Genomic DNA, 13,986 nt, shown 5'->3' on the forward strand with positions numbered 1-13,986 from the left:
GGTCAAACCGAGGACACTGTCTTCAGACCGAGAACACTGTCCGAGATGTGGTGTTTGGAGAGGTTGTCGCCGGTGAGTTCGGCGACGACGTGCCCGTGGGAGAAGACGAGGACGCGGTCGCACAGGACCGACAGTTGCTCGTAGTCGGAGCTGGCGACGACGATGCCCGCTCCCCCACGCGCGGTCTCCCGCAACATCTCGAAGATGCGGGCGCGGGCACCGATGTCCACACCCTGGGTGGGTTCGGCGAGGAGCACCAGTACCGGGTCGGTCTGGAGCCACTTGCCGAGCAGAGCCTTCTGCTGGTTGCCGCCGGACAGCGACCCGTAGACGGCCTGCGGGTCCCGTGGCCGGACGTCGCAGTGTTCGGCGAGCGCGGTCGCGATGTCCTTCAGTGCTCGTGGTTTGACGAAGCCTGTACCGAGCACGGGCAGGGTGACGTTCTCGGCGACGGTCAGTTCGGGCGCGCTGCCTTCGACCTTGCGGTCCGGCGGCACGTAGACGACCTTGCGGGCGAGCGCGTCGATCGGTGTCATCGCGGGCAGGTCCACGCTGTCGTCGCCGACCGTCAGCCGCCCGCCACGGGCCTGCCGCGCCCCGTACAGGGCGGGGAGCACGTCGTCGTAGCCGGAGCCGGCGATGCCGGTGAGTCCGATGACCTCCCCGGGCCGCACGTCGAACCCGACGCCGTCGACGGTGGTGGTCCCGAGGTCCTCGATCCGGGCGAGGGCCGGTACGTCCTCGAAGTCGCGGACGGGTCCGGCGACGCGCGGGTCGGCGGAGTCGAGACTGCGTCCGACGATGAGGTCGATGAGCGAGGTCGCGGTGAGGTCGCGGGTGCGGTGCGTGCCCTGCGACACCCCGTCGCGCAGCACGGTGACGCGGTCGGTGTGGTCGAGCACCTCGTCGAGATCGTGGGAGACGAACAGGACGGCGGCTTTCTTGTCGGCGACGATCTCGCGGACGACGGCGAACAGCAGGTCGGTGCCCTCGCGGGGCAGGAAGACCGTGGGCTCGTCGAGCACGAGCAGGGTGCGGCGCTCTCCCAGTTCCTCGGTCGCCCGCAGGATGGCGAGGAGGGCACGTTCGGTCTCGTTCAGGCTCGACACCGGTGCGTCGGGGTCGATATGGAGTCCGAAGCGCTCGAACAGTGCTCGGGCGGTGCGCTTCTCGCGCCGCCACGAGATCCACGGCGTCGATCCGGCCACGACCGGTCCGACGCGGAGGTTCTCGACCACCGACAGGTCGGGCACGAGGGCGAGGTCCTGGTGGACGAAGCTGATGCCGAGGTCGCGGAATCCACCGGCCGGGACCGGCAGTGTCACGTCCCTGCCGCGCACCTGCAGCGCGGCGCCGGGGTCGGGGGCGTGGAAGCCGGCCAGGACCTTGATGAGCGTGGACTTGCCGGAACCGTTCTCCCCCAGCAGACCGTGCACCTCACCGGCGTGGATCGTCAGGCCGACCTTCTTCAGCACCGTGTGCTCACCGAAGGTCTTGGACAGACCGACGATGTTGACGATGGGATCAGGACTGCTCACTGGGCCCCCACAGTGCTTCGTAACCGGTGACGTAGGCCGTGCCGTAGCCCTTGTCGGGCTGCGGCGGGGTGCCGGTCTCGTCGATGTTCTCGGCGGTGATGAGCTTGAGCGGGGTCTCCTGCGCACCGTTGGGGACTGGGTCGTAGCCGAGCAGGAGGCGACCGGCCTGGTCCATCGTCGCCCACGCGAGCCACGGGATGGATTCACCGACGTTCATGGTGACGATGCCGTCGTCCTGCTGGATCTTGAGGACGGCGGGGGTGCCGTTGACCGAGGAGATCTCGACCTGCCCGGTCTTTCCTGCGGCCTTGATGCCCGACTGGGCGTAGAGCGACATCGAGTCGTAGATGGGCAGGATGAAGTTGATGTTCGGGTCGGCGGAGAGTGCGGACTGCACCTCGGACTGGATCTTGGTGGCCCACTCGGTGACCGGGACGTTCACGATCTTGTAGGTGCACTTCGGGCAGTACTGCGCGATCTCGTCCTCCATCGCGGCCACCTCGGCCTTCGCCGGCGGAACCTCGTTGGAGGTGATGATGAGCGCGTTGCCCTCGCCTTCGGTGCGGTCGATCATCCAGTCGACGGTGAGCCGGTTGGCCTCGGAGAGCGGGGCGTCGGTGGTGGCGTCGATCAGTCCTTCGAGGTCGGCGGGCACCGGTTCACCGCGCAGGATGGTGTGGGTGAGCAGAACAGGAATCCCGGCAGCGTCGGCCTTTTCGAGTGCCGGCTTGATGAGGGATGCGTCGACACCCTGCGACAGGATGATGAGGTCGACCTTCTGGTTCACGGCCTGTTCGACACCGGTGGCCCACTGGGCAGGCTGGCCCTGGTTCGTGTACTCGATCCAGGTGGCGCCGTAGCTTTCGGCGACCTTCTTCGATTCCTCGTCGACGGCGACGTTGTACGGGTTCTCGCTGTTGGTGGGGATCGCGAAGATCGTCTTGCCTGCGATGTCCTTCATCGGGAACGGCTCGGCCTCGAGCGTGAACTCCGGGTCCGCCTCGTACAGGGCGAGCTGGGCGCGGGCGTACTCGATTCCGGCGGTGACGTCGGCGTCGGACACGTCGCCGCCACCCGAACCGTCACTGCTGCACGCGGCGAGACCGAAGACGGCCGAGAAGGCGAGCGCGGCGATCGCGGCGCGGCCGGGAAGGGAATGACGCATGGATTCTCCTGGGGGATGAGGAGTGTGCCGAAGAAGAAGCGGCCGCGTCGTTGCGGGACCGGCTGGGGAAGGCGATGACTTCGAATGTATCCGCAGCGTGTTGCATGCGGCGACATCCTTGGTTCGATCGTGTTAATTGCGTGCGGAGATCGTCTCCAGGTACTCCTGCGCCCGGGCGAGCGGCCACACCTCCGCCATCTTCTGCTGCATATCGAACAGGTTCGACGAATGGATCGCCGGATCACGATCCCCCACAGCGTCTTCCACGACGATCGGAACGAAGCCGTGCTGCATCGCATCCAGTGTCGTCGCGCGGACGCAACCGCTGGTGGACAACCCGGCGATGAGCACGGTGTCCACGCCGAGCGACGTGAGGTGCGAATTGAGAGTGGTCCCGAAGAACGCACTCGGATACTTCTTCGTCACCAGCATTTCCGCGCACGTCGGTTCGAGACCCTCGATCAACTCTCCGTACGGACTGCCTTCGCAGAACGCGACGAGAGTGCCCGACTTCTTGAAGAACACCCCGGCGTCGGCACCGTCGGCACGCAGGCGGACCTCGGTGATCACCACCGGGATTCCGGCTTCGCGCGCCGAGGTGAGCAGGGCGCGCATCGCCTCGACGTTCTCCTCCACCCCCGCGTACAGCGGGCAGTCGGGATCGATGTAGGCGCGGGCGGGGTCGACGACGATCAACGCGGGACGACTCCCGGGCTGCAGTTCCTGCCCGAAACCGGCGCGGGCGTAATCGACGGCCTGTTCTGCACGATCGACGATGGTCATGCGGACTCCTTCAGTGGGGTGACGGATTCGAGGGTGTGGACGGTCGCGGCCGGATTGCGGCGCGGAAAAGCGAGGCACACACCGACACCGAGCAGGGCGACGACGGCGAGCGTGATGCCGACCGCTCGCACGTTGTCGACGAACCGCGCCACCTCCGCACTGCCGAGCGTGCCGAGAGTTCCGCCGTAGGCGGCCTGGCGGGCAGCGGCGCTGAGGCCGGCAGTGGCGAAGACGAGCGCCAGTGCGGTGCTGAGCAGGTAGCCGACGTTCTGCAGGGTCGAGCGCAGTCCGTTGGCGATGCCACGGCGGTCCGCGGGGGCGGTGAGCATCAATGCGCTGGTGCTCGGTGTCATGAACAGTCCGGTGCCGCAGCCGAGTACGAACAGGAAGGGCGCGGTCGCCCCGAGCGAGCCGCCGTCCGGCGACAACAACAGTGCCACTCCGAGCAGACCGACGGCGTTGAGTCCCATGCCGGTCGCGGTGAGCGTGCGAGGACTGAAACGCAGCATCAGAGATCCCGCTGCTGCCGCGGCGACGACGGTGCCGATCGCGACCGGCATCACCAGCGCACCAGCGGCGACCGCGGAAATTCCGCTCACCGCCTGCCCGTACAGCGACACGAGCAGCGTCACGGCATAGGTGGCGATCGCATTGACGAGCACCGCGGCGAGAACGAGCGCGATACCCCGGTTACGGAACAACGACAGGTCGACGAGCGGATGGGTCCGTCTGATCTGCACCGCGACGAACGCTACGGCGAGGACGAGGCTCGCTGCGCCGCACGCCCAGGGCAACCAGGGCGTCGAACCGACCCCCGGGGTGAGAGCCAGGACGACGGCGGCGAGCAGCGCGGTGGACAGCACCGCGCCGGAGACATCGAAGGGTTCCCGGGTCACCGCTCTGGAAGGACTGCGCGGAATCACGGCGATCGACGCGGCGATCGCGAGCAGCCCCACGGGCAGCACCACGAGGAACAGCCCGCGCCACCCGAAGACTGCGGTGGCGGCACCGCCGATCACCGGTCCCACCACCTGCGCGACGGCTGCGACCGTCGCGTTCCAGCCCAGCGCCCGGCCGAGGGTCCGCGGCGGGAAGGTGTCGGTGAGCAACGCCGTGTTGTTCGTGACGATGGCGGCGGCCCCGGCCCCTTGGAGCACCCGGGCCGCGACGAGCCATCCCGCCGACGGCGCCAGCATGCACAACCCCGTCGCGACGGTGAAGGTGATCAGTCCCGCGAGGTAGAGCGGCCTTCGCCCGATGATGTCGGCGAGCCGCCCGAACACCAGGATCAGGGCGGTCGTGACGAGCATGTAGCCGAGCAGTATCCACGTCGACTGGGCGCCGGAGGCATCGAGTTCGCGTGCGACCGTGGGCAGTGCGACGGTCAACCCGCTCAGGCTGAGGAACACCGCGACGACCCCGATGCTCGTCGCCGAGAACACCCGCCACGGATGCGGATGACGCTGCGGGGCCAGGCTATCCATCGGACCGGCGGTTGTGGACGTCGGTGACGGATTGGAGCACCTGCGCCAGGCGCAGGCACGTGTCGTCCGCCCACGGCCGTCCTACCAACTGCACACCGACCGGCATCCCGTCGGAGAAGCCGGCGGGCGCCATGACGGCGGGCAGGCCGAGATAGTCGAACAGCCCCGTGTTGCGGCCGACGATCGACTGCATCGGGTACCGCACCCCGTCGATCTCCATCGTCACGTCCGACAACCGCGCCGCCGTGGCGCCGATACCCGGCGTGACGAGCACATCGATACCCGCGGTGTCGAAAGCGCGGATCGCTTCCTGCTGGGCGAGCGTACGCCGGCGCACCGACCGCAGATAGTCCACCGCCGAGGGCACGAGTCCGCGCGCGATCCGCACCTGCGTGCCGATGTCGTACAGCGCGAACTTCTCCAGGGCGCCCTCCTGATTGGAGGCCAGCTCGCAGGTCATGACGATCGTGACGTCGTCGTGGAGACGGTGGGCGTCCGGGATGTCGACGGGCACGATCTCGGCGCCGAGGTTGCGGAAGGTGTCCACGACGGTCTCCCAGGCGGCAAGTACGCCGGCGTCGCACAGTTCGGTGAACCAGGTCGTGGGGACACCGAGGCGTACACCGGCCAGGGACGGTGCTGCGGCTGTTCCCGCGGCCACGAGTCCGTCCCGCACCTGCTGTGCTGTGTCGTCCGGTACGGCAGCCGGGTCGTATCCGTCCGGCCCGGCGAGCACCTCGAGGGCGATCCGCAGGTCGGCGGCAGAACGTGCCATGGGACCGATGTGGTCGAGGCTCCACGACAGCGACGCGACGCCGGTGCGCGGCACGAGACCGTAGGTCGGCTTGATGCCGGTGAGATTGCACAGGGCGCTGGGCACCCGGATCGATCCACCGGTGTCGGTGCCGAGAGCGAGCGGGACGAGCCGCGCGGCCAGGGCGCCGGCCGAACCGGTCGACGATCCCCCCGTCCACCGGTCCCGGTCCCACGGATTGGTCACGGCACCGTAGCGGGCGTTGTGCGGTGCACCGCAGGCGAATTCGGTGGTGGCGGTCATGAGCACGGGGATGGCTCCGGCCGCGCGGAGGCGCGCTACGACGGTCGCGTCGGTCGCCGCGATGCGGTCACCGGTGGTCCGCGAGCCTGCGGTGACGGGCGCCCCGGCCACGTCGATGATGTCCTTGACGGCGAAGAAGATGCCTTCGAGCGGGCGGGCGGTGCCGTCGCTCCATCGTCGGTCCGAGTCCGCGGCCGCGTCGTCGGCGCCGTCGATCACGGCGAGGATTGCCCCTCCGGACAGTTCCGGGTCGCTCCACCGGGCCCGCAGCGCGTCGAGGGCGGCGGTGGGTGTGGTCGCGCCGGACCGGTAGGCGGCGAGCAGGTCGAGGACGCCGAGTTCGTGCACGGGTGCGTCGGTGCGGACGGTGTGGGCGGGCACCTCGATCGGCGAGGCGAGGGCCGGGCTCGCTGCCAGCAACGCGGTGGAATGGGCGGGCTCGCAGGCCGGGCCGTCCGGCACCGGGGCCAGGGGTGTGCGTCGCCCCGCCTCGAGGAGCGGCTCCATGTCGGCGTGGGCCTGTGGGAGCAGGTCGTCGACGGTCGTGGCGGTGAGGTCGGGATAGTCGGTGGTCGTCATCGGAGCACCTCCGTCGTCGCGGAGGCCGGCCGAGGCAGCGGAGCGGGCCGCACGGTGCCCGCGGTGAGGTCTGCGAGCAGGCGCAGCACGTCCGGGCGCCGGTCCCGGGTGAGCGGGAAGGCGGCACGTTGCGTGGGGACGGCGTCGAGGTCGAGGGTGAAGCGCAGCGTCTCCCCCGCACGATGGGCCGGGGCCTGGGCGACGATCGCACCGTTGGGGGCGATCACGCACGACAGGCCGAAGTAGTCGACCGTCACCCTGTTGAGGGTCTCCGGGCCGGCGCGGTTGGCCGCGACGATCCACATCTGCGATTCGAGGGCGCGGGTCTGCAGCTCGGCGAGGAAGAGGTCCTCGCGGGTGCCGAGCGACGAGACGATCGCGAGCATCACCTCGGCGCCGAGTGCACGGGCGACCGCCCAGTTCTCGGGGAACGTGCGGTCGTAGCAGATGACGCACCCGAACCGGGTGCCGAAGGCGTCGACGGTCGCGGGCGCCTGCCCGGGCGCGAAGTGGTACTTCTCGTCGATGTCGACGTCGCCGACCTTGCTCGCCGGCAGCGACAGTTTCCGGTAGGCAGGCAGTGTTCCGCCGTCGGGGGTGCGCCAGCTCAGGATCTCGCCGGTGGCGTCGATCATGACGACGGAGTTGTGGGTGACGTCGTGGGCGGTACGTTCGAAGACACCGAAGGCGATGGCGCAACCGAGTTCTCGCGCGAGTGCGCCGAACAGGTCGGTGGCGTCGCCGGGGATCGTCTCGGCCCAGGACGTGCGGTCGACGTCGTGGCTGGTGCAGAAGTAGGGGGTGGTGATCAGTTCGGGCAGGACCAGCAGGTCGGGTGTGGTGCCGTCGCCGTCGGGTGCGGCTGCCGCGCGCACGAGGGCGGCGAGCCCGGCAAGGTTACCGAGGAGGTCCTCGGTCAGTTCGCCGGCCTGAACGATGGCGACGTCGAGGGTGCGCGAAGTCAAGAGGAACCTCCTGGAAATGGGAGGACGGGTGGGAGCGCGGCTCGACGCTCACGCTCCCACCCGTCGTTCGTGTCAGGCTGCGGCGGCCTGGATGGTGTTGCGGCTCTTCATCAGAGGCTGAATGTGGGTGCCGAAGTTCTCGATGCCCTCGACGAAGTCGTCGAAGGTGAGCATGATGCCCTTGATGCCCTCGAGTTCCGCGACCTCGTCGAGCATCTTCGCGACGGTCTCGTAGGAGCCGACTAGGGTGCCCATGTTGAAGTTCACCGCGCCCTCGGGAAGCGAGATGGTCTTCGCCGTGGAGGAATCGTCGGCGGTGGCGTCGGCGGCGGACTGGTCGGCCATGTATCCGAGTGCGGCGAGGTCGGCGTTGTCGTGGTAGTCCTTCCACTTCGCCTGTGCCGCTTCGTCCGTCTCGTCGGCGATGATCATGAACAGGGTCAGCGCACCGACGTCCCGACCGGTCTCACCGGCTGCGTCGACGAGGGTTGCCACGGAGTCCGAGATGGCGGTCGGGGTGTTGATCCCGGTGCCCATGATGAAGTTGAAGTCGGCCATCTCGGATGCGAACTTCATGCCGCTCTTGGACTGTCCCGCCGCGACGATCGGCACCCCGCCTCCGGTCGGGCTCGGCGAGAGCACACACTCGTCCATCGTGTAGTGCTCACCCTTGAAGTTGCTGACGCCATCGGCCCACAACTGCTTCATCACCGTCACATACTCGGTGGCCTGCGCGTAGCGGTAGCCGAAGTACTCGTCGCCGGGCCACAGACCCATCTGCGTGTATTCGTTGGGCGCCCAACCGGTCACGATGTTGACGCCGAACCGTCCGGGAGCGATCGAGTCGATCGTCGACGCCATCCGGGCGACCATCGCCGGCGGCAGGGTGAGGATCGGAGTGGAGGCGAACAGCTTGATCTTCTCGGTGACGGCCGCGAGACCGGCCATGAGCGTGAAGGATTCGAGGTTGTGGTCCCAGAACTCGGTCTCGCCACCGAAACCCTTGAGCTTGATCATCGAGAGCGCGAAGTCGAGGCCGTGCTTCTCCGCCTTCTGCACGATCGTCTTGTTGAGCTCGAACGACGGCATGTACTGCGGGGCGCTCTTGGAGATGAGCCAGCCGTTGTTGCCGATGGGGATGAAGACGCCGATTTCCATGTCACTCACTCCTGAGAGGCGGGGAGATTCGAGGAAGCGATCCGGCGGCACTGCCTGGCTCGCTGTGACTTCGAATGTATTCAGGAGTTGTTGCCGGATGTGTGTCGACGGGTAACGGGATTGTTGCCCGCGTTAACGATCGGCGACGGATTGCGCAAACGGTACCGCGCAGGGGGCCGCACTCCCCCGCGGCACCCACTCGACGTCGAAGTTCCGGTGCACCGGCCGCCCCTCGTTCCCGTCGATGCGCGCCAGGAGCAGCTCCGCCGCGGCCACAGCCATGTCCTCGAGCGGTTGGCGCACGGTCGTCAGGTCGAATATCGACCAGCTCGACTGCTGCAGGTCGTTGTATCCGACCACCGAAACCTCGCCGGGCACATCGAGATCGAGCCGCTTGGCCGCGTCGAGCGTGCCGTACGCGATGTAGTCGGTCGCACAGAACACCGCCGTAGGACGATCCGGTCCGGCCAGCAGCATCAACCCACCGGCGAGACCCGTGGCCGCGTCCACTGCACCACGATGGACGCGCCCCTCGTCGATCGGTACACCGCGCTCCTCGAGCCGGTCGCGGAAGCCCTTCTCACGCAATCGGATGCTGGGGTTGTCCAACGGACCGGAGATCAGGGCGATGCGGGTGTGCCCCATGTCGAGCAGATGGTCGGCGACGAGCCTGCCACCACCGATGTTGTCGGAGGTCACCCGATCCACCCGGTGCGCGTACCGACCGTCGACGTCGCGGTTGAGGATGACGAGGGGAATCCTCCAGTCGATGATCTCCGAGACCATCGGTGAATCCAGTCGCGAGGAGATGAACACCACGCCGTCCACCAGTCCCCCGCGCAACGCGAGGATGTCCTTCTCCAGAGATCCCTCGGTGCGGTCGCTCATGAGCAGGACCCGGTAGTCGTTGTGAGCGAAGCAGTCCTGCAGGGTGTTCACCAGCGTCGGGTACGACGGGTTGTGCAGGTCGCCGCTGACGATCCCGATGGTCGACGACCTCCGGGTGATCAGGCTCCGGGCCGTGACGTGCGGGACGTACCCCATCTCCTTCGCGAGAGCCCGGATGCGCAGGCGGGTCTTCTCCACGACGCGCGGGTCGTCGCGCAGGGCACGCGAGACCGTCGACTGCGACACTCCTGCGCGGCGAGCGACGTCGTAACTGGTGACCGACCTGTTCCCCATTCCCGGATTGTAGGGACACGAGACAGGGAGAGCAGAGTTCACGCGGAGAACAGGACGAACCCTCCGTCCTCTCCCGCGCATTCGCTACGACTTCTGCTGTCCGCTGCAGAAATTTCCGTAGCGGATGACCATTCCTGTAGCGGATGGACGGTCACATGATGTGGTGCCGACCCACGGGCAGGACGAGCGGCTTGCCGGAGACGGGATCGGAGATCACGCGACTGTCCAGACCGAAGACCGCCTTCACCGTCTCCCCGGTGAGCACGTCCGAGGGGTCCCCCGAGGCATAGATGCTGCCGTCGGCCATCGCGACGAGGTGGTCGGCGTACCGCGCGGCGAGGTTGAGGTCGTGCAGGACCATCACGATCGTCGTGCCGCGATCGCGGTTGAGGTCGGTGAGCAGGTCGAGGACCTCCACCTGATGGCTGACGTCGAGGAAGGTGGTGGGTTCGTCGAGCAACAGAAGGTCGGTCTGTTGCGCCAGCACCATCGCGATCCACACGCGCTGCCGCTGACCGCCCGACAGTTCGTCCACGGAACGCTCGGCGAGTTCGGTGGTGTGGGTGGCGGCGAGCGCATCGGCGACCGCCGCGTCGTCCTCGCGGCTCCAGCGCGAGAGCACCCGTTGATGAGGATGCCGGCCACGGCCCACGAGGTCGGCGACGACGATGCCCTCGGGTGCGATCGGCGACTGCGGCAGCAGCCCGAGGGTGCGGGCGAGCTTCTTGGCGGGCAGGCGGTGGACGTCCTTGCCGTCGAGCAGGACGTGCCCGCCGCGCGGCGACAGCAACCGCGACATCGACCGCAGCAGCGTCGATTTCCCGCACGCGTTGGCGCCGACGATGCACGTGATCCGACCCGGCGGCACCTGCAGGTCGAGGTTCTCGACGACGGTGCGATTGCCGTAGCCGAGTTCGAGATTCTCGGCGATCAGGGTGTGCGTTGCGGTCACAGCGAGCCTCCCGCGCGGTTGGAGCGAATGATGAGGTAGACGAGATAGGGCGCGCCGAGCGCACCCGTCACCACCCCCACCGGGTAGCGCGTGCCGAAGGCGTACTGGCCGACGAAATCCGCGACCAGCACGAGCAGTGCCCCGACGAGTGCCGCCGGGACGAACAGCGACGTGCCCCGCCCCACGATCCGCGCGGCGATCGGGCCGGACAGGAAGGCGACGAACGCGATGGGTCCGGCCGCGGCGGTGGCGAACGCGATGAGCCCGACCGCGGAGACGATCGCGAACACCCGTGTGCGTTCGACCCGCACGCCGAGTGCCTGCGCCGCGTCGTCGCCGAGCTGGACCATCGACAGGTTGCGCGTCTGCACGAGCAGCACGGGACCCAGCACCACCAGCGCGACGATCACAGGCACCGTCGCACCCCACGTCGCACCGTTGAGGCTGCCGGTGAGCCAACGCATCGTCTCCTGCAGGTCCCACGTCGCTGCGGTGCTCAAGAGGTAGGACGTGACGCTGTCGAGCATGGCGGCGATACCGATACCGATGAGGATCAGGCGCGTGCCCGCCACCCCACCACGGTAGGACAGTCCGTAGATCAGGAGAGCCACGGCGAGACCGGCGACGATCGCGAAGACCGACACCCCGGTGCCACCGAGCCCGAGCACGATGATGGCGAAGGCCGCCGCGGCACTCGCGCCGGAGCTGATGCCGATGATGTCGGGGCTTGCGAGCGGGTTGCGCAGCATCGTCTGGAAGGTGATGCCACCGAGGCCGAAGCAGACGCCGGCGACCACCGCGAGGACCGCGCGAGGAAGCCGGAGGCGGCCCACCGCGAAGTTCGCGCCGGCCACGTCCTGTCCGAGGACGACGCGCAGCACGTCCTCGGGCGGGTAGAAGGTCCGGCCGAACATCAGGCTCGCCACGAAGGCCGCGACCACGAGGGTCGCGAGCACGGCGATGACGAGACGGCGTCGGCGTCCCCGTCGTATCCGGCTCGCGGCGAGGTCGTCGATGCCGGTGTCGATGGTCTCGAGTGTGGCGGTCACAGTTCGCGCAATTTCTGCCGTCGGACGATGTACACGAAGAAGGGCGCCCCGATGAGCGCGGTGATGATGCCGACGTCGATCTCGGCGGGTCGCGCCACGATGCGGCCCACGACGTCGGCGGCGGTCAGCAGTCCTGCTCCCACGAGAGCGGAGAAGGGCAGCAGCCACCGGTTGTCGATGCCGATGAGCAACCGGCACAGGTGCGGCACGACGAGGCCGACGAACGCGATGGGACCGGCGATGGCGGTCGCCGCCCCGCACAACAGCACCGCACCGAGCGACGAGATGCCGCGGGCGAGAGCGACGCGCTCTCCGAGCCCGGCAGCCATTTCGTCACCGAGCGCGAGCGAATTGAGGCTGCGCGCCGACAGCAAGCAGATGACGAAACCGACGACGAAGAACGGCAGCGCCTGGGAGATGGCGTCGTAGTTCGCGCCGCCCACGCCGCCGATCTGCCACGACCGCACGCTGCCGGCGATGTCGCCGCGCGGCAGGATCACGGCGGTGACGAACGACGCGAGCGCCGCCGAAGTGGCGGCACCGGCGAGGGCGAGTTTGAGGGGTGTCGCTCCCCCACGCCCGAGCGACCCGATCGTGTAGACGAACACCGCAGCAGCGGCGGCACCGATGATCGCGATCCAGATGATCGAGGTCTGCGTCCACAGTCCGAACCACGCCATGCCGATCACGACGGCGAGCGAGGCGCCCATATTGACGCCGAGAATGCCCGGGTCCGCCAAGGGATTACGGGTCACCCCCTGCATCACGGCACCGGCGAGACCGAGCGCCGCGCCGACCAGCAGCGCGAGCACCGTGCGCGGGATGCGCTTGGCGATCGCGCCCTGACCGATGTTGTCGGTGGCGCCGCCGAGGGCCGCGACGATGTCGGCCCAGTCGACGTTGCGCGAACCGATCGTGATCGATGCGATCACCAGCAGGACGAGCACACCGAGCAGAACGAGAAGCCAGACGGAATTGCCGATGGCCGAGCGCCCCTTCTCGGGGGCGCTCGGCATCGACTCGTCGTGTAGTGCGGTCACTCCGCGTTCGTCTTGGCAGCTGCGTCGGAGAGCAGCTGGACGTAGTCGGAGAGGACCCAGGAGATGGCCAGCGGCGTCGGGTTCGCTGCGGTACCGAGCGGGCCGGAGCCGTCGAGGAAGACGATCGAGCCGTTGCGGACGGCGGGCATCTGCGACAGCAGCGGGTCGGCTTCGAGCGCGTCGACGAGTTCCTGGTCGCCGTAGGTGACGATGATCTGCACGTCGTCGAAGACGTCGACCTGCTCGGCGCTGACCTTCTTGGAGAAGGCGTCGTCGGTGGAGGCGTCCGCGACGCTCTTCGGGGTGGCCAGTCCCAGGTCCTCGAAGAAGGCGGCGCGGGTGTCGTTGGCGGTGTAGAAGCTGACCTGGCTCAGGTCGGCGGTGTCGACGTGGGTGAGGAACATCGTCGCCTTACCCTCGAGTTCGGGGTGGGCGGCGGCCGCGTCGGAGATCTCCTGCTCGAGGCTCGCGACGAGCTCCTTGCCCTCCTCGGCCATACCCAGCCCGGCGCTGTTGAGCTCGATCATGTCGCGCCACGAGGTGGCCCAAGGAGCTTCGGGGTACGCGACGACGGGAGCGATCTCGCTGAGGGTCTCGTAGTCCTCCTGCGTCAGACCGGAGTAGGCGGCGAGGATGACGTCGGGGTTCGTATCGGACACAGCCTCGAAGTCGATGCCGTCGGTTTCGTCGAACAGCACGGGGGTCTCGGCGCCGAGTTCCTCGAGACGTTCCTCGACCCACGGCAGCATGCCGTTGCCGTCGTCGTCACCGAAGTTGGCGGCTGCCATTCCCACCGGCACGACGCCGAGCGCGAGCGGCACCTCGTGGTTGGCCCAGTTGACGGTGGCGACGCGTTCGGGTTTCTCGTCGAGGGTGACGGTGCCGAGCGCGTGCTCGATGGTGATCGGGTACTCGCCCGAACCGGCGGAGCCGGACTCGGCGGTGTCCGAGGAGTCGGAGGATCCACAGGCGGTGAGACCGAAGGCGACCGCGACGGATGCGGCGGCGATCGTCAGAAAGCGCTTCGAACGCAT

Annotated in this window: 12 protein-coding genes; all 12 read right to left on the reverse strand. The window is 68.2% G+C overall.

The genetic code is table 11. The features are described 5' to 3' along the window. Nucleotides 1–2: 2 nt before the first annotated feature. Nucleotides 3–1,538, reverse strand: coding sequence for a sugar ABC transporter ATP-binding protein (locus ACWPOC_RS07410; RefSeq protein WP_455408294.1), 1,536 nt, complete (start codon nt 1,536–1,538; stop codon nt 3–5). Continuing rightward, complete coding sequence (locus tag ACWPOC_RS07415) at nt 1,525–2,703, reverse strand: sugar ABC transporter substrate-binding protein (RefSeq protein ID WP_455408295.1); 1,179 nt, start codon at nt 2,701–2,703, stop codon at nt 1,525–1,527. Before ACWPOC_RS07415 ends, ACWPOC_RS07410 begins: the two co-directional genes overlap by 14 nt. A gap of 132 nt (nt 2,704–2,835) precedes the next feature. Next, nucleotides 2,836–3,486, reverse strand: coding sequence for an isochorismatase family protein (locus tag ACWPOC_RS07420; protein WP_455408296.1), 651 nt, complete (start codon nt 3,484–3,486; stop codon nt 2,836–2,838). Next, complete coding sequence (locus tag ACWPOC_RS07425; RefSeq protein ID WP_455408297.1) at nt 3,483–4,970, reverse strand: MFS transporter; 1,488 nt, start codon at nt 4,968–4,970, stop codon at nt 3,483–3,485. The genes ACWPOC_RS07420 and ACWPOC_RS07425 overlap by 4 nt, the downstream gene beginning before the upstream one ends. Beyond that, nucleotides 4,963–6,606, reverse strand: coding sequence for an amidase (locus ACWPOC_RS07430; protein WP_455408298.1), 1,644 nt, complete (start codon nt 6,604–6,606; stop codon nt 4,963–4,965). The genes ACWPOC_RS07425 and ACWPOC_RS07430 overlap by 8 nt, the downstream gene beginning before the upstream one ends. Next, entirely contained in the window at nt 6,603–7,571 is a 969-nt protein-coding gene (locus ACWPOC_RS07435) for a carbon-nitrogen hydrolase family protein (RefSeq protein WP_455408299.1), read from the reverse strand. Before ACWPOC_RS07435 ends, ACWPOC_RS07430 begins: the two co-directional genes overlap by 4 nt. Before the next feature lie 72 nt (nt 7,572–7,643). Further along, complete coding sequence (gene rutA / locus ACWPOC_RS07440) at nt 7,644–8,729, reverse strand: pyrimidine utilization protein A (protein ID WP_455408300.1); 1,086 nt, start codon at nt 8,727–8,729, stop codon at nt 7,644–7,646. A 132-nt stretch (nt 8,730–8,861) separates the two neighbouring features. Then, entirely contained in the window at nt 8,862–9,911 is a 1,050-nt protein-coding gene (locus ACWPOC_RS07445) for a LacI family DNA-binding transcriptional regulator (RefSeq protein WP_455408301.1), read from the reverse strand. Between the two features lie 151 nt (nt 9,912–10,062). Next, nucleotides 10,063–10,863: an ABC transporter ATP-binding protein gene (locus tag ACWPOC_RS07450; RefSeq protein WP_120282040.1), complete on the reverse strand. Its 801-nt coding sequence runs from the start codon at nt 10,861–10,863 to the stop codon at nt 10,063–10,065. After that, nucleotides 10,860–11,912 carry a FecCD family ABC transporter permease gene (locus ACWPOC_RS07455; protein WP_455408302.1) on the reverse strand — a complete coding sequence of 351 codons (1,053 nt, stop codon included), beginning with the start codon at nt 11,910–11,912 and terminating at the stop codon, nt 10,860–10,862. Before ACWPOC_RS07455 ends, ACWPOC_RS07450 begins: the two co-directional genes overlap by 4 nt. After that, complete coding sequence (locus ACWPOC_RS07460) at nt 11,909–12,928, reverse strand: FecCD family ABC transporter permease (RefSeq protein ID WP_455408471.1); 1,020 nt, start codon at nt 12,926–12,928, stop codon at nt 11,909–11,911. The genes ACWPOC_RS07455 and ACWPOC_RS07460 overlap by 4 nt, the downstream gene beginning before the upstream one ends. A 20-nt stretch (nt 12,929–12,948) precedes the next feature. After that, a complete protein-coding gene (locus tag ACWPOC_RS07465) occupies nt 12,949–13,986 on the reverse strand; it encodes an iron-siderophore ABC transporter substrate-binding protein (protein ID WP_006552834.1) in 1,038 nt (345 codons plus the stop codon).

This window comes from Rhodococcus sp. 5G237 (assembly GCF_053764735.1).